The following is a 16,855-nucleotide window of genomic DNA, read 5'->3' on the forward strand; positions in this document are numbered from 1 at the left end:
CCGCGCCCGGCCGCATTTGCAACCGGCATTATAGCGTATCAAGAAACAAGAGCCCACACTGAAATGTTGGAGACGGACATTGCGGCCCGCGCGCCAGACATCAGGCCTTGTAAGGCGGCTTGTCCAGTTTGCCGGGAGAGAGCGTGAAAATTTCCACGCCATCCTGGGTCACGCCGACCGAATGCTCGAACTGCGCCGACAGCGAACGGTCGCGAGTCACCGCGGTCCAGCCGTCGGCGAGGACTTTCACGTGCGGCTTGCCGAGGTTGATCATCGGCTCGATGGTGAAGAACATGCCCGGCCGCAGGACGACGCCTTCGCCGGGGCGGCCGATATGAATGATGTTCGGCTCGTCATGGAACATCCGACCGAGACCATGTCCGCAGAAGTCGCGCACCACGCTCATCTGTTGCGGCTCGACGAAGCTCTGGATCGCGTGACCGATGTCGCCGGTGGTGGCGCCGGGCTTCACGGCGGCAATGCCGCGCATCATGGCTTCATAGGTGACGTCGATCAGCCGTTCCGCGCGCCGCGAAATCTCGCCGACGGCGTACATCCGGCTCGAGTCGCCATACCAGCCATCGACGATATAGGTGACGTCCACATTGACGATGTCGCCGTCCTTGAGCTGGCGGTCGCCGGGCATCCCGTGGCAGACGACGTGGTTGATGGAGGTGCAGGTCGAATAGCGGTAGCCGCGATACATCAGCGTTGCCGGATACGACTTGTGATCGAAGGCGAACTTCCGGACGAAATCGTCGATCTGCGACGTGAAGATGCCAGGCCGGACGATGGCCGACAATTCGTCGAGACAACGCGCAACCAGCGCTCCCGCCTTGCGCATGCCTGCGAAGGCACCGGGGCCGTGCAGCTTGATCTGGCCGGTTTTGCGCAGTGAGGTTTCGGTGGCTTCGACGTAGTTCATGAGGAATCTGGCTTCAAATCGAGGAATTGCTGAATTCCTCCCCAATTTAGTGGATGCAGCCTCCAACGCAAGCGGCGCCAACCGCCGGGCTGCCAAGCCTTGCTTTCAGGGCTTATTTCGGGCGTTTTTCAAGGATCGATCGGAATGGAACGCGCCAGCCTGACTTCGTCGCGGCTCAGGCTGCAGGTCCATGCCAGGGCCTCGACGCCGGCAGCGCGTGCCTTGTCGAAAGCGCGTGCATAGGCAGGGTCGATGTCGCGGGCCAGCGCGAAGGAGCGTGCCGAGCCGATCTGGATCACGAACAGCATGACCGCGCGGGCGCCCGAGGCGACCATCTCCGCAAGTTCATCGAGATGCTTCGCGCCACGCGCCGTCACCGAGTCAGGGAATTCCGCGATGCCGGTCCGGCGCATGAGATGCACGTTCTTGACCTCGACATAGCAAGGCGCGCGCGCGGGATCCTCCAGCAGAAAGTCGACACGAGAGCCCTTGCCGTTAATGACACGGCCGTATTTCACCTCGCGGCGAGTACTCGAATAGCCTGCCAATTCGGGGATTGTGCCGGCGGCCAGCGCTTCGGCCACGATCGGGTTCGGATGCATGGTGTTGACGCCGACGAGTTCCCGCGCGTCGCCAAAGTCGACCTCAATCAGTTCCCACGAGTAGGGCAGCTTGCGCGCAAGGCTCGGAGACTTCGACAGCCAGACCCGTGCGCCTTCGGCTTGCAACCCGGTCATGGCGCCGGGATTGGCGACATGCGCGGTGAGGATCGTACCGTCCGCCATTTCGACGTCGGCAAGAAAGCGTTTGTAGCGGCGGATCAGGGTCGCCGGGACAAGCTCGCTGGTAAAGCGCATGTGGTGTCAGCTTTGTACGTCGACGACGGTTTCGACCGGCAGCGCGCCGCCGCGCACACGGATTTCCCGCACCGGATAGGGCACGCGGATGTTTTCGCTCTTGAAGGCATTCCACAGCTTCAGCATGACGTCGCTACGGACATTGTCGGCGCCGACATCGAGATCGGCCACCCAGAATGTCAGTGAGAACTTCATACCTGTTTCCGCGAATTCCGTGAGCAGGCAATTTGGCGCCTTGAAGGTCGCAACGTTCGCAGTCTTGGATGCGATATCAATGGCAAGCTTGCAGACGATGTTCGGATCGGCGTCGTAATTGGTCGCGAAATTGACCTTCACCAGCATGTTCTTGTTGGTGTAGGTCCAGTTGACCACGCGCTGGGTCACCAGATCTTCATTCGGGATCAGGATTTCGCGGCCGTCGCCTGCCGCGACGGAAATATAGCGCGTGTTCATCGCGCTGATCTTCCCCGAACTATCGCCGATGGTGATGAGATCACCGGGCTTCACCGACTTGTCCGCCAGCAGAATCACGCCACTGATGAAATTGGCGACGATCTTCTGCAAGCCGAAGCCGAGGCCGACGCCGATGGCGCCGGAAAATAGCGCAAAGGCGGAGAGATCGATGCCCGCGGCGCTCATCACGACCGCAAAAGCGGCCACCATCAGCAGCAGGCGGACCATTTTGATCAGGAGAACCTGAACCGACGGGGTCAGATCGCGCGAGCGCGAAATCCGCGATTCGAGAAAATTGCCGATCATGCCGACCAGCCACATCGCGATGCCCAGAGAAACCGCGACTTTCAGGATCAGCAGGGGCGTGACGCGCAGCGCGCCGAGCGGGATCGATACCGAATCCAGCGCCGCCGTCACCTCGTCGAGCTTGCCGATAATGCTGAGTGCCGCGACGATCCAGGCCGCCACCGCGACTGCGCGAACCACGAATTCGTTGCGGATCAGTCCGGTCGCCAGCCGGATGATGACCCAGGCTGTGGCGAGGCTGGTCGCAATCGAGAGCAGGTAGCCGCGGCTCAGCAGATCGGTCTGCACCAGCACAACCCGGGTGATGCTGGTGAGCAGCGCGAAGATGATCGTCCCGGCGCGGCTCATCAGCACCCGGATCAGGACCCGCAGCGGGGCCGGCAGGCCCATCGACAGCGATGTCGGGTCGACCCGTGCGCGCAGGAAACTCGCCGCCGCGAGCGATAGGCCGGCGGCGGCAAGGATGGCGCCGGCCTGGAAATAGAACCAGGGCGAAAGGAGATAGGCCTCGGCGGAGCGGATTGTCGCCTGCAGCGCCCGCTGGATGTCGTCCAAATCCATCGTCAGTTTGACCTTGCAAAGAGGGAGCGCGGCATGGGCATCCCGGATCGATTCGAGTGCATGCCAGATTCCCACATTCGAGGGGCGCAAGCGCGTGGGAATCGCGTGTGCCGGGGACTTAACACCAGTAAATCCGGCACAATCGTGATCACTGCGACAAAACGGTTGGCGCTGGGCCGATGCGACGATATTGATGCAAGTGCAGGTATTTTCGGGAAAGCGGCGCGCGGACACACATGAACTAATGGCATCCCTCGACTCGGTCAGCATTGCCATTCTTCTCGGCGCGGTTCTCGTGATGGCGGGCATCCTGTCGAGCCTGCTGGCGTTGCGCTTCGGTGCGCCTTTGCTGCTGGTCTTCCTGTTCGTCGGCATGGCGGCCGGCGAAAGCGGGCCGGGGCAGCTTCATTTCGACGATGTGCGCACCACCTATCTGGTCGGTTCGCTGGCGCTGGCGCTGATCCTGTTCGACGGCGGTTTGAAAACCAGGTTCCAGACCATCCGGACCGTTCTGGCACCCTCGGTGGTGCTGGCCACGGTCGGCGTCCTGGTGACTGCGCTGATCACGGCCCCGGTCGCGAAATACGGTCTGAACATCGGCTGGCCCGAAGCACTCTTGCTTGGCGCGGTGGTGGCGTCCACCGACGCGGCCGCCGTTTTCCTGCTGGTCCATGCGCAAGGTCTGCGGCTGCGTCCGCGCGTCGGCGCGACGCTTGAGGTCGAATCCGGAACCAACGATCCGTTCGCGATCTTCCTGACGCTGGTGCTGGTGGAACTGCTGTCGATCGGCCAAAGCAGTTCGCTTCATGTCGCCCTGCAATTCGGGCGCGAGGTTTTTCTCGGCGGCCTGATCGGGGTTGTCGGCGGATGGCTGGTGGTGCTGGCGCTGAACCGCGTTTCTTTGCCACAGGGATTGCACGCGCCATTCGTCACCACCGCGGCGCTGGTGATCTTCGGTGTCGCTCAGATTTGCCACTCCTCGGGATTTCTGGCGGTCTATCTCGCAGGCATGTTGATCGGCAACCGGCCGACGCGCGCGCATAATTCCGTTGTCGCCTTCCTCGACGCCGCCACCTGGCTTGCGCAGATCGTCATGTTCGTGATGCTGGGTCTGCTGGTGTCGCCCGAACGGACGCTCGGGACGGTGCTTCCGGCGGTCGGCGTCGCGCTGGTGCTGATGCTGGTGGCGCGACCGGTCGCGGTGTTCCTTTGCCTTGCGCCGTTCCGGTTTAACTGGCGGGAGAAGATATTCATCTCGTGGGTTGGCCTGCGTGGCGCGGTCGCGATCTTTCTGGCGTCGATTCCGATGCTGGTCGGACTGCCCAATGCGCAGGTCTATTTCGATGTCGCCTTCGTCATCGTCATCATTTCACTGCTCTGTCAGGGGTGGACACTGGGTCCGGCCGCGAGGTGGCTTCACGTGGCGCTTCCGCGCGCGGATCGCGGCCCACGGCGTATCGAACTGGATCTGCCGGGGCAACTCGAGCAGCAGCTCGTCGGATATTCCGTCCGCGCCAACAGCCTGTTTCTGAAACGTGGTCTGATCCCATCGTGGTCGAAGCCGACGCTGGTGATCCGCGACGAGAAAATTCTGTCACCAATCGAAGCCGAGCCGGTGGTCAAGGGCGACTACATTTATCTTCTTGCGCCGCCGGAGAAGGCCGAGTCGCTGGACCGGTTCTTCGTCGACATGCATGTCGTGCCCGCGCCCGACCCGCATCTGCTCGGGGACTTCACGATGCCGGGTGACGTCACCCTGAAGGATGTGGCCGACATCTACGGCGTCACCATCGCGGCGAGCGACGCGCATCTGACGCTCGCGGACTATTTCGACATTCACCTCGATCAGGCGCCACGTATCGGCGCAACCTTGCCGCTCGATTCCATCGTGCTGGTGGCGCGTCATATCGGCGGCGCGCGGGTAAGCGTGGTCGGTCTGCGCCTGCCGGAGGACGAAGCGCCGCCGGCCGCTCCCGTGACCCGCATCAGCATTGCGAAACGCAAGCTGTCGCGCATCTGGACCTGGCTGCTCGGAGCCTGAAAGCTACAGCGCCCGGGACGGCAGCAGCAGCGGGCCGTCCGGCGTCTCGACGCGATTGACCGAGATGCCGAAAATCTCGGCGATGCGTTCCGGCGTCAGCGCAAGCGCGGGCGTATCGTTGGCGACGATGCGGCCTTCATTCATCACAACGACACGGTCCGCGAAGCGCATCGCCAGCGCGAGATCGTGGATGATGGCCAGCACCGCCGTCCCCTGATGCGCGATGCGCTGAAGCAGGTCCATGACGATAAGCTGATGGCGTTCATCGAGAGACGCGGTCGGCTCGTCTGCGATCAGCACCGACGCTTCGGTGGCTAGCGCCCGGGCGATGGCGACGCGGGCGCGCTCGCCCCCCGACAGCGTCGTGATCAGCCGCGCGGAAAACTCGCCAGTGGCAGTTGCCTCCATGGCGCGCTCAATCGCGATGCGGTCTCTTGCGGACGTTTGCGAAAACGGATCGGCATGCGGTTCGCGGCCCAGCGCCACGATGCTGTCAACGCGCATCGGCCAGTGAAATTCATGTCCTTGCGGCAGATAGGAAATGGCGCGTGCCCTGACGCGCGGCGCGAGATCGCGCAGACTACCGCCGTCGAACATCACCGTGCCTTCCGCTGCGATCACATTGGCCATGACGCGCGCCAGCGTGGTTTTGCCGGCGCCGTTGGGTCCGGCCAGAATCGTGAACTCGCCGGCGTTCAGCGTGAGATTGGCGCTGTCTACGATCCGGCGCGAACCGCGGACGACCGTGACGGCGTTAGCGACGAGGCGCGGGGCAGCATTCTGTTTCATTGGGTACTATCCTCCAGCGCGCGGCGCTCGTGGAAGATCATCGCCAGGAAGAACGGTACGCCGATCAGCGCGGTGACCACGCCGATCTTGATCTCGATGACGGCAGGGATCAGGCGCACCGCGATGTCGGCTGCCATCAGAAGCACTGCGCCCGCGAGCGACGCCGGCAGCAGCACGCGCGCGGGATCGGACCCGTAGAACCTGCGTACCAGATGCGGCGCGACCAGTCCGACGAACGAGATCGCGCCGGCCACGGAAACCGCAGCGCCGACGCCGAGCGCGACGCCGATCACCACCAGCACGCGCGTGCGCTCGACATTGACGCCGAGTGAGGCTGCCGCGTCTTCGCCAAGAGTCAGCGCACGGAACGCGCCGGCGTTCAGCGCCAGCACGAACCAGCTCACGATCATGAACGGTGCCGCGAGCCAGACATGCTCCATGCTGCGATCCCGCAGCGAACCGAGCAGCCAGAACGCGATCTCGAGCGCAATATAGGGATTCGGTGCAAGATTGAGGATCAGCGCGATAGCCGCACCGGCGAGGCTCGCAAGCGCGAGACCTGCCAGCAGCGTGACCGTCAGCGACGCGCGGCGTCCGGCGATAGCGACCAGCGCACCGACCGACAGCAATGCGCCGGCGATGCCGCCGAGCGGCACAGCCAGCGACAGCGCGCCTGCGAAGCCGAATGCCATGATCGCGGCGGCAGCCGCCGCCGCTGCCTGTGGCGCGCCGAACAGTGAGGGTTCGGCGAGCGGATTGCGCAGCAGCCCTTGCAGCGATGCGCCGGCCAATCCGAACGTGGCGCCGATCAGCGCGGCAAGAATCGTTCGCGGCAGGCGAATGTCGCGCACGATGATCGAGACGACGCCCTGATCCGAAAACAGCGCAGCCGCGACCGCCCGAGGTGAAAAATCCGCAGGCCCGGTCATCAACGACAATGCGAATAGCGCAGCCACCAGAATGGCGAGCGTCACTGTCAGCAGATTGCCTTGTTCACGAGCCTGGCGATCGATGGTCATCTTGATCCGATGAGGTCCTGGCGGCTGAAGGCCGCTGACGCAACACAATTGGCGTGGCATAACAGGCCGGCATGATCAAGAAAACCATCTTCAGCGGCTTGCTTGTTTTGGCCATGGTTACCGCGTTTGGCGCCGCCGCGGGGATGGCGCGCGCGGACGGTGCGCCCCGGCGCGTCGTGTCCTTCAATCTCTGCGCCGACCAGTTGTTGCTTGCGCTGGCCGATCCCGGCCAGATCGCGGGACTGTCGCCCTATGCGGTCAATCCCGTCCTGTCCGTCATGACGGACAAGGCCGGGTCCTTCAGGCTGCTGGACTGGGACGCGGAGTCGGTCGTGAACCTTGCACCCGATCTGGTGCTCGGCGGCCCCAGTCATCGTCCCATTCATGCCATGCTGAGTGCGATGGGCATCCGGGTCGTGGATGTCGATCTCATCCGCAATCTTGCCGACGCGCGCCGGCAGGCGATCGAAATCGGAAAACTGCTCGGCCATCCGGAGCGCGGCGAAGCGCTCGCTCGCCAGCTTGAACAGGCCGAGGCGAGGCTGGCCGCGGTCGCCGTGAAACCGCCACTGACGGCGCTGGTGATCCAGCGCGAGGGTTACAGGGAAGGTCCTGCAAGTCTTGTCTCTGGCATGTTGTCCATCGCCGGATTGCAGCCGCCCGCGCAGATGCCGTCGGGAGCCGGTGGCTTCAAGGCCGCGGAGCAGGGCGGATTCACGTCGCTGGAACATCTGCTGACCGATGGTCCGGACGTGCTGGTGTTGCAGGATCCTCCGCGCGAAGCGCAGGATCAGGGCGCGCTGTTCATCACGCACCCGGCGCTGCTGGCGCGTTACGGAGCGAACCGGCGGATCGATCTTCCCGAGCGTTATACGCTGTGTGGCGGACCGCCGTTGCTGCAGGGGCTGGATTATCTCGCGACAGCGATCAAGGCGCTGAAGTAGATATTTTTGTTTAAACAGCCGCGGGCAAAACGTCGATGCCACCGCTGGCGATAACCTTGCCGCGCTTCAGCATCACCACATGGGTCGCCAGTTGCCGCATTTCGCCGGCGTCGTGGCTCACGAGCACCATCGGCACGCTGGCTTCGTCGCGCAGCCGGATAAAGTAGGGAAGAATCTCCGCCTTGCGCTCGTCATCAAGCGCGCCGAGCGGCTCGTCGAGCAGCAGCAGTTTCGGTTTTGCCAGCAGGGCACGGCCGAGCGCCACGCGCTGGCGCTCACCGCCGGATAATTGCGCGGATCGGCGATCCAGCAAATCGCCGATGTCGAGCAGTTCGATGGTGCGTGTCTCGGCGGCCGAATCCGCGGCGAAGCCGTTCATGCGTCGTCCGTAATCGAGATTCTGCCGGACGCTGAGATGCGGAAACAGCCGCGCGTCCTGAAACACGTAGCCGATCCGACGCCGGTGCGGCGGGACATGAACACCGGACGACGTGTCGTCAAGAGTTTCGCCGTCGAGTGCGATCCGTCCGCGGTCCGGCGCGATCAGTCCTGCGATCAGGTTGATGATCGATGTCTTGCCCGCGCCGGAGTTGCCGAACAGGCCGGTCACCTGTCCGTCGCTCGTGAAGGACGCGCTGAGCCGGAAATTGCCGAGCTGCTTTTCTACATCGACCAACAGCATATCAATAGCCGTGCAGACGCAGCGTCGCCCGCCGCGCGAGTATTTCTGATGCGATCAAAGCAGCCATCGCAATCGCGATGGACACGATCACGAGGCGGAGCGCGGCGGTGTCGCCGTCCGGCGTCTGGGTCAGCGAATAGATCGCCGCCGAAATCGTCTGGGTCTCGCCGGGAATGTTGGACACGAATGTAATCGTCGCGCCGAATTCGCCGATCGCCTTGGCGAAGCCGAGCACCATGCCGGCGACGATGCCCGGCGCTGCGAGCGGCAGCGTCACGGTGAGGAACACACGCCATGGCGCCGCGCCGAGCGTGCTGGCGGCCTGTTCGAGTTTGCGGTCCACCGCTTCGATGGACAGCCGTATCGGCCGCACCAGCAACGGAAACGACATCACGCCGCAGGCCAGCGCGGCGCCGGTCCAGCGGAACGCGAACACGATGCCGAGGTGATCGGCGAGCCATCCGCCGACCAGTCCCTTGCGCCCGAATGTCAGCAGAAGCAGATAGCCGGTCACGACCGGCGGCAACACCAGCGGCAGATAAATCAGCGCGTCGAGAGCGCCTTTGCCCCAGAAGTTGCGCCGCGCGAGCAGCCACGCCACCGCGATGCCGAGCGGCGTGGCAACCAGCGTGGCAATGGCCGCGACCCGCAGCGAGAGCAGGATCGCGGTCCAGTCCGCGTCGGAGAGTTCGAACATGCGCCTCAGGATGTCGGCTTGATGAGGAATGTAAAGCCGTACTTCTCGAAGACGGCCTTCGCCGCTGAAGACCGCAGGAATGCGAGATAGCCGGTGGAATCCGCTTTCGCGCTGACGGTCGCCGCGACCGGATAGATGATCGCCGGATGCGAGTCCGCCGGGAAGGCACCGATGATCTTCACACCGGGATCGACCTTGGCGTCGGTCTCGTACACGATGCCAAGATTGGCCTCGCCGCGCGATACCAGTGCGAGTGCCGCGCGGACGCTCTCCGCCATGGCGAACTTCGTTTCAGCTGCCTGCCATGCCCCGAGTTTTTCCAGCGCGGCCTTGGCGTACTTTCCGACCGGCACGGCCTTTACGTCGCCGGTTGCGATCTTGCCATCGCCTGCGAGCTTGGCGAGATCGAAGCCCTGTCCGATCGTGACGTTCGTGATCTTGGAATCTTTCGGCGCGATCAGCACGATCTTGTTGCCGAGCAAATTGACGCGGGTCGGATCGCTGATGGTCTTTTTACCGGCGGAGTAATCCATCCAGTCGGTGTCGGCCGAAATGAAGATATCGGCTGGCGCGCCTTGTTCAAGTTGCTTGGCGAGCGCCGAGCTCGCGGCATAGCTTGAGACCACCTTGATGCCGGACTTGGCGGTGTAGGCGGCATTGGCTTCGTCGAGCGCGTTCTTCATGGACGCGGCTGCGAATACGGTGAGGGTCTTGTCCTGCACGGCGGCGGTGGGCTTCGCGTCCTGCGCATATGAAAGCGAGAACAGCGGCGCGCAGACAAGCGCGGTCACAACGAGAAAACGGGACATCAAAGTCATTGGGCGCTCCATAGCGGGTCGCGCGCCAAAGGCGCGCGGAAACCGGCTTTGATCATTTCATCTGACGACAAGCGGAAGCGCCGTTCCGGCAACCCCGGCAGCGCGCAGCATGCAGGAGCATCGTTCGTGGCGACCATATCAGGCGTGGCCGCCGGGTAAAGCCCGGATTGTTACGCGGCGACGGGCAGGATTGTCATTTTGTGTGCGATTTCGCCCGCACTCACGCCTCACGGCGCGAGCAGAACCTGCCGGCATTCCGAGGGCAAATCCGCCAGCGTCATCGGCGGCTTCGGCTTCGGCGGTGTCACCGGCGGCTTGGGATGCAGCACGCGGTCGCTGAACCAGTAAGCGAGATCGCCCGCGCTGCAACCTTCGCTCTCCGTGGGCGGTGTCTGTGCCTCGCAGTTCGTGCTGCCCGCCGGACACTTCATGCGGACGTGAAAATGATAATCGTGACCGTACATCGGGCGCACCTTGGACAGCCAGCTTCGGTCGCCTTTCGCTTCCCGGCACAGCGCCTTCTTGATTGCGGCGTTGACGAAAATGCGCTCCACCTGCGGCTCCTGCGCAGCGGCGCGAATCACGGGAAGGTGCGACGGCGTCCACGTGTTGGGATCGATATCGAGCCGGTCCTTTCGCACCATCATGACCGCGGATGTTTCCTCGCGTTCCTCGCGGGAGAGTTGCCGGTTCGGCATCGGCGTCAGCCAGATGTCGGCGTCGAGACCGATCTGATGACTGGCGTGGCCGGTCAGCATCGGGCCACCGCGTGGCTGCGACATGTCGCCGACAAGAAGTCCCGGCCAGCCGGCGGTTTTCTGCGCCTTCACCGCCAGCCTCTCGAGCAGCGCGATGAGATCCGGATGACCCCAGTTGCGGTTGCGCGACAGCCGCATCACCTGCCACGCCGGTCCGTTGATCGGCAGCGGCACGGCGCCTGCGATGCATCCCTTGGCGTAAAAGCCGATCGGTTTTGCTGGAAGCGATGCAGGCAGCGGCTTGCGGCCAAACAACTCCTTGGCCGGCACGGCCGGATCGTTCGGATTGGCGAGCGGCGGAAGCGGCCTGGGATTGACGCTGCCCCTGTCCTGCGCCTGTGCCTGATCTGCCGCGATGATCACGGCTGACATGGCGGCGACAGAGATCAGGATGATCGCGGGAATCAGTCGGAATCGGATCATGGCGCGTCTTATAGCCCAAGGCCGCTTCAGCGACGAGACGGTGCAGCCTGTTTTAACCATCCGTTAGCCACGCCGCAGACTGACGCGAATTGATGCGAAGTGCCGCGCTCCGGTATATTTGGTGCGCATCTGCGTATCACGACGCGCGCGAATGCGGTCACTGACCATCATAAACGGCCGCGCGGACCGTATCCGGCGTCGCAAACGCCCGTTTCAGCCTCCGCAAAGCCTCGCAATTGGGCATCGTCGCTTTCGCGGCGGAGCACGTGACTTCAATCAAAAGTCGTAGGCGACGCAGAGAGATACCTTTTTTTCAGACACTTGCTCCAAAACTACCCGCGCAGAATGCGGGGAACTGGCGGGCAATGCCGATAGAACGGCCAAAAGCAAAAAGCAGGACTGGAAAAGCGAAGCTGACGCGGGCAAGGCTGTCGGTGCGACGGCCGAAGGCCGCGCCGAAACTGCTGAGCGGGGGCCGCAAGGTGTCCGAGATCGGCGAAATCGTGCGCAAGCGCGCCGAAGCCGAGGCGGCCATCGCGGACGCCCAGAAATCCGACGCGCGGCTCCGCGAAGCAATCGACATTCTTCCGCAGGGCATCGTGTTTCTCGATGCGGACGGCCGCTACATTCTCTGGAACAAGAAATACGCGGAGATCTACGCCAAGAGCGCGGACCTGTTCGCGCACGGGGCGAAGCTGCGCGACACGCTGAAGGTCGGCGTTGCGCGCGGCGATTATCCGGAAGCGGTCGGCCGCGAGGACGAATGGATCAACGAGCGTCTTGAGAAGCTTTACCATCCCGGCGATGCCCATGAGCAGACGCTGGCCGACGGCCGCTGTATCCTGATCGAGGAACGCCTGACCGGCGACGGCGGCGTGATCGGACTGCGCGTCGACATCACCGAATTGAAGCAACGTGAAGCCTCGTTCCGTCTGCTGTTCGACGGCAATCCGGTTCCGATGATCGTCTGCACCCAGGACGACGAGCGCATCATCAGCGTCAATGACGCGGCCATCGCGCATTATGGCTATGCGCGCGGCGATTTCGAGAAGCTGAAAATCTCGGACGTTCAGGCGTTCGACCAGGCGGCGCCGTGGACCGGCGACCAGACCACCGAGGAGCGCGCCGCGCGAACCTGGAAGCACGTCAAGGCCGACGGCTCGCTGATCGACGTCGCGATCTATTCGCGCCTGCTGGTGTTCGAGGATCAGCCCGCGGTGCTGCTTGCGCTGATGGACATCACCGAGCGCAAGCGCGCCGAGGCGCGGCTCACGTTCATGGCGCAGCATGACAGCCTGACCGGCCTTCCGAACCGCATCCTGCTGCGGCAGCGGCTCGACGAGTTGCTGGCGCACACGCGCCGCAACGGCGACAAGGCCGCGGTGCTGTTTCTCGACCTCGACAACTTCAAGGCCATCAACGATACGCTGGGTCATGCGATCGGAGACAAGCTTCTGAAGGGCGTGACCAAGCGCCTGCGCTCGTCGCTGCGCGAGGAGGACGCCATCGCGCGCCTCGGCTCCGACGAATTCGCCGTGGTGCAGGCAGGCATCACGCGGCCGGAGGAAGTCGCGATGCTGGCAAGGCGCCTGATCGCGGCGATCAGCGAGCCCTATTTGTTCGACGGCCACACCATCGTCAGCGGCGCCAGCATCGGCATCGCCATCGCGCCCGGCGACGGCGATGACGCCGAGAAGCTGCTCAAGAACGCCGACATGGCGCTGTCGCGCGCCAAAAGCGAAGGCCTCGGCAGTTTCAGCTTCTTCGAGGCGGAAATGGACGCCCGCGCGCAGTCCCGCCGGCGTATTGAAATTGACCTGCGCGCCGCCATCGAAAACGGTGTGCTTCAGCCGCACTACCAGCCGCTGGTCGAACTCAAGAGCGGGCGCATCACCGGCTTCGAGGCGCTGGTGCGCTGGCCGCACGGCGAGCGCGGCATGATCTCGCCCGCCGAGTTCATTCCGGTCGCGGAAGAAACCGGCCTCATCAACGCGGTCGGCGGGCTGATGCTGCGGCGCGCCTGCATGGACGCGGCGCAATGGCCCGACGACGTGCGCGTCGCGGTCAATCTGTCGCCGCTGCAATTCCGGGTCGGCAATCTGTTGTCCGTGGTGATGGACGCGCTGAAAGTCTCAGGGCTCTCGCCGAAACGGCTGGAGCTGGAAATCACCGAGACGCTGCTGCTCGACAAGAGCGATCAGGTGCTGGCGACGCTGCACGCGCTGCGCGCGCTCGGCGTGCGGATTTCGATGGACGACTTCGGCACCGGATACTCGTCGCTGAGCTATCTGCGCAGCTTTCCGTTCGACAAGATCAAGATCGACCAGTCGTTTGTGCGCGACCTCGGCTCCAATCACGACGGGCAGGCGATTGTCCGTTCGATCATCAGCCTTGGCCGCGGTCTCGGCGTCACGATCACGGCGGAAGGCGTTGAAACCGAAGCCGAGCTGAGCTGTCTGCGCGCCGAAGGCTGTCATGAAGGCCAAGGTTTCCTGTTTAGCCGCGCGCGGCCGAACGCGGAGATCACCGCGCTGCTGCTGGCCCAGCGTAACGCCCTCGGATTGCCGCAACAAATGTCGGCCGGCCGCATTCTGGTGGCGTGACGACCGCATTCCGTTCTTGAAAGCGCAACCTTCCAGTTTCGATCAAGAAAAAAGCCCCGGCGTGAGCCGGAGCTTTGCTGTCTGTGAAGCGCATTCAGCGCCGAGCCTGCGCGGCTCGCGCCAGCGCTGAAATCACTTCTTGGATTTCGCCTTCTTGGACTTCTTCGCTTTCTTTGCCTTCGGCGCGGCCTTCACAGCTTTCGAGATGTCGTCGATCTCGGCCTTGCCGACATGCTTCACGATCGACTTGATCGTGCTCTTGGCGGACGCTTTATTGGAATAGCCTTCCGAGGCGAACATCTTCTCGCCGTTCGGCGCGCGGAAGCGAAAACGGAATTCGCCGGACTTGTCTTTGTAGATTTCAAATTTGTAGGAAGCTGCCATCACTGTCTCCGATGGTTGGAAATGTCGATCACGCGGCACCGTCGATGGATGAGCGCGAAGAGTCAAGCGTGGCTCGTGCTTTTCCCTCGCTGAAGCAGCCAACAGATTCGACTTGAACGCGCGATGAACGGGCTTGTCACAAAGCGCGATGGTATTGATTCTGAAATAAAAGTGCGCGGCGCAGCGCCATCACGTGGAGCTGCCGCGCAGAAACTTTCATCGCGCATGAGATTGCATCCGCTTGCATGAGGGCGCGGAATGCCCCGTCCCGTTTTCATTTCCTCTTGAGAAGAAATGGAGCGCCGGGAGGCGCCAGAGTGCTTGCGAGGCACCCTTGTGACGAACCTTTGCGAGAGGTTCGTCCGCGTGCCGTGACGAGAGCGGATTGCGAGTCCGTCTCGCGAGGCGCGCGCGTCGTGCATCGGTGAGGTTGCGAAGCCCACCGCGCGGACGCTGCGCCTCCCGGCGCTCCACCAGCCGCGCCCCGTAGTAGTGGGGTGGCGGCTGCGGGGTTCATCCCTTCGCGTCATGAGCGCGGAGGATGAATGGGCATAGGAATATATTCAGGGTTAGGTAAAGTCAAGAAGATTGCGATGGCATCAGCCACAAACGCAACGATAGGGAGTATCGGTCCCCGCCTGCGCGGGGACGACCCGGAGAGTCCGACTGTCGCTTAACCTCAACTATCCACCTTCAGCGCGGCAATGAAGGCTTCCTGCGGAATGTCGACCTTGCCGAACTGCCGCATCTTCTTCTTGCCTTCCTTCTGCTTCTCCAGAAGTTTGCGCTTGCGCGAGATGTCGCCGCCGTAGCACTTCGCGGTGACGTCCTTGCGCAGCGCGCGCACGGTTTCACGCGCGATGATCTTGCCGCCGATCGCTGCCTGAATCGGGATCACGAACATATGCGGCGGGATCAGTTCCTTCATCTTCTCGACCATGGCGCGGCCGCGGCCTTCGGCGCGCGTCCTGTGCACCAGCATCGAGAGCGCGTCCACCGGCTCGGCGTTGACGAGGATCTGCATCTTGACGAGATCGGCCGGCTTGTAGTCGGTGAGGTGATAGTCGAACGAGGCGTAACCCTTCGAGACCGACTTCAGGCGGTCATAGAAATCGAACACCACTTCATTGAGCGGCAGTTCATACTTCACCATGGCGCGCGCGCCGACGTAGGTGAGTTCCTTCTGGTTGCCGCGCCGCTCCTGACATAGCTTCAGCACGCTGCCGAGATATTCGTCCGGCGTCAGAATCGTGGCTTCGATCCACGGCTCGTCGATTTCCTTGATCTGCGTCACCTCGGGCATATCGATCGGATTGTGAATCTCGATCTCGCTGCCGTTGTTGAGGTGCATCTTGTAGATGACGCTTGGCGCCGTCGCGATCAGGTTCAGATTGAACTCGCGCGACAGGCGCTCCTGAATGATTTCCAGATGCAGCAGGCCGAGGAAGCCGCAGCGGAAGCCGAAGCCCAGCGCGGCGGAGGTTTCCATCTCGAACGAGAAGCTCGCGTCATTCAGCCGCAGCTTGCCCATCGCAGCGCGCAGCGTTTCGAAGTCGTCGGCGTCCACCGGAAACAGTCCGCAGAACACGACAGGGACGGCCGGCTTGAAGCCCGGCAGCATTTCGGTGACCGGCTTGCGGTCGTCGGTGATGGTGTCGCCGACACGGGTATCGGCGACTTCCTTGATCGCGGCGGTGATAAAGCCGATCTCGCCGGGGCCGAGTTCGTCCACCTGCGTCATCTTCGGTGTGAAGAAGCCGACGCGCTCGACGTCATAGGCGGCACCCGTGCCCATCATGCGGACGCGCTGGCCCTTCTTCATCACGCCGTCGACGACGCGGATCAGAACCACGACGCCGAGATAGACGTCGTACCAAGAGTCGACCAGCAGCGCCTTCAGCGTCGCGTCGCGGTCGCCCTTCGGTGGCGGCAGGCGCGTCACGACGGCTTCCAGCACGTCGGGAATGCCGAGCCCCGTTTTCGCGGAGATCATCACCGCGTCGGATGCGTCGATGCCGATCACGTCCTCGATCTGCTTCCTGACCTGCTCGGGTTCGGCAGCCGGAAGATCGATCTTGTTCAGCACCGGCACGATTTCGAGATTGGCGTCGAGCGCGTGATAGACGTTGGCGAGCGTCTGCGCTTCCACGCCCTGAGAGGCGTCCACCACCAGCAGTGCGCCTTCGCACGCCGCCAGCGAGCGCGAGACTTCGTAGGCGAAGTCGACGTGGCCGGGCGTGTCCATCAGGTTGAAGATGTAGGTCTTGCCGTCCTTCGCCTTGTAGTTGAGGCGGACGGTCTGCGCCTTGATGGTGATGCCGCGCTCGCGCTCGATGTCCATCGAATCGAGCACCTGCTCCTTCATCTCGCGCAGCTCCAGCCCGCCGGTGGTCTGGATCAGCCGGTCGGCGAGCGTGGATTTGCCATGGTCGATATGGGCGACGATGGAGAAGTTGCGGATGTTGTCGATAGGGCTCGTTGTCATGGGCGCGGGATAGCATCCGGGCCCTCAAGCGGCAACAGAATAGGGTGCGCGAAGCACTGACTTCGGGCCATTTGGCGCGGTTTTCCTGTTGTCCGCCACTCCCGCGGCCA

At 63.2% G+C, this 16,855-nt stretch carries 13 protein-coding genes and 1 pseudogene; 3 read left to right on the forward strand and 11 right to left on the reverse strand.

Annotated features, from left to right (window positions below; all coding sequences use genetic code 11):
- Positions 1-100: 100 nt before the first annotated feature.
- The 3 genes from map to AC07UB_RS12975 form a co-directional block, all read right to left on the reverse strand.
- Positions 101-925 carry a type I methionyl aminopeptidase gene (gene map, locus AC07UB_RS12965; RefSeq protein ID WP_492791114.1) on the reverse strand — a complete coding sequence of 275 codons (825 nt, stop codon included), beginning with the start codon at positions 923-925 and terminating at the stop codon, positions 101-103.
- Positions 926-1,053: 128 nt separating this feature from the next.
- A complete protein-coding gene (sfsA, locus tag AC07UB_RS12970; protein WP_494653314.1) occupies positions 1,054-1,782 on the reverse strand; it encodes a DNA/RNA nuclease SfsA in 729 nt (242 codons plus the stop codon).
- Between the two features lie 6 nt (positions 1,783-1,788).
- Entirely contained in the window at positions 1,789-3,102 is a 1,314-nt protein-coding gene (locus tag AC07UB_RS12975) for a mechanosensitive ion channel family protein (RefSeq protein ID WP_492791112.1), read from the reverse strand.
- A gap of 244 nt (positions 3,103-3,346) precedes the next feature.
- Between AC07UB_RS12975 and AC07UB_RS12980 the strand changes: the two genes are divergently transcribed.
- Positions 3,347-5,143: a potassium/proton antiporter gene (locus AC07UB_RS12980; protein ID WP_494653316.1), complete on the forward strand. Its 1,797-nt coding sequence runs from the start codon at positions 3,347-3,349 to the stop codon at positions 5,141-5,143.
- A 3-nt stretch (positions 5,144-5,146) separates the two neighbouring features.
- Here the strand turns inward: AC07UB_RS12980 and AC07UB_RS12985 are convergent, their stop codons facing one another.
- Both AC07UB_RS12985 and AC07UB_RS12990 read right to left on the reverse strand, forming a co-directional pair.
- Positions 5,147-5,932: an ABC transporter ATP-binding protein gene (locus tag AC07UB_RS12985; protein ID WP_492791110.1), complete on the reverse strand. Its 786-nt coding sequence runs from the start codon at positions 5,930-5,932 to the stop codon at positions 5,147-5,149.
- A complete protein-coding gene (locus AC07UB_RS12990; protein WP_492791109.1) occupies positions 5,929-6,951 on the reverse strand; it encodes a FecCD family ABC transporter permease in 1,023 nt (340 codons plus the stop codon). Before AC07UB_RS12990 ends, AC07UB_RS12985 begins: the two co-directional genes overlap by 4 nt.
- A 71-nt stretch (positions 6,952-7,022) precedes the next feature.
- Here AC07UB_RS12990 and AC07UB_RS12995 point away from each other — a divergent pair, with 71 nt between their 5' ends.
- Positions 7,023-7,895 (forward strand): ABC transporter substrate-binding protein, encoded by an 873-nt coding sequence (locus tag AC07UB_RS12995; RefSeq protein WP_494653318.1) that lies wholly within the window; start codon positions 7,023-7,025, stop codon positions 7,893-7,895.
- Between the two features lie 10 nt (positions 7,896-7,905).
- Here the strand turns inward: AC07UB_RS12995 and modC are convergent, their stop codons facing one another.
- From modC to mepA, 4 genes are all read right to left on the reverse strand, one after another.
- Positions 7,906-8,577, reverse strand: coding sequence for a molybdenum ABC transporter ATP-binding protein (gene modC, locus AC07UB_RS13000; protein WP_494653320.1), 672 nt, complete (start codon positions 8,575-8,577; stop codon positions 7,906-7,908).
- Position 8,578: 1 nt separating this feature from the next.
- Positions 8,579-9,274 carry a molybdate ABC transporter permease subunit gene (gene modB / locus AC07UB_RS13005; RefSeq protein WP_492791106.1) on the reverse strand — a complete coding sequence of 232 codons (696 nt, stop codon included), beginning with the start codon at positions 9,272-9,274 and terminating at the stop codon, positions 8,579-8,581.
- A gap of 5 nt (positions 9,275-9,279) precedes the next feature.
- Positions 9,280-10,092 carry a molybdate ABC transporter substrate-binding protein gene (gene modA / locus AC07UB_RS13010; RefSeq protein WP_494653322.1) on the reverse strand — a complete coding sequence of 271 codons (813 nt, stop codon included), beginning with the start codon at positions 10,090-10,092 and terminating at the stop codon, positions 9,280-9,282.
- A gap of 227 nt (positions 10,093-10,319) precedes the next feature.
- A complete protein-coding gene (mepA, locus tag AC07UB_RS13015; protein WP_494653324.1) occupies positions 10,320-11,273 on the reverse strand; it encodes a penicillin-insensitive murein endopeptidase in 954 nt (317 codons plus the stop codon).
- A 365-nt stretch (positions 11,274-11,638) separates the two neighbouring features.
- On the opposite strand from mepA, the gene AC07UB_RS13020 reads away from it, so the two are divergent.
- Positions 11,639-13,876 (forward strand): putative bifunctional diguanylate cyclase/phosphodiesterase, encoded by a 2,238-nt coding sequence (locus AC07UB_RS13020; RefSeq protein ID WP_494653326.1) that lies wholly within the window; start codon positions 11,639-11,641, stop codon positions 13,874-13,876.
- A 195-nt stretch (positions 13,877-14,071) separates the two neighbouring features.
- Here AC07UB_RS13020 and AC07UB_RS13025 read toward each other — a convergent pair.
- A pseudogene (locus AC07UB_RS13025) lies at positions 14,072-14,260 on the reverse strand (YegP family protein); the annotation flags it as partial.
- Positions 14,261-14,939: 679 nt separating this feature from the next.
- The gene (gene lepA, locus AC07UB_RS13030) at positions 14,940-16,745 is read right to left on the reverse strand and encodes a translation elongation factor 4 (protein WP_494653328.1); all 1,806 of its coding nucleotides are present in this window, start codon (positions 16,743-16,745) and stop codon (positions 14,940-14,942) included.
- Between the last annotated feature and the right edge of the window lie 110 nt (positions 16,746-16,855).

It is taken from the genome of Afipia sp. GW821-FHT04G03, from assembly GCF_059419985.1.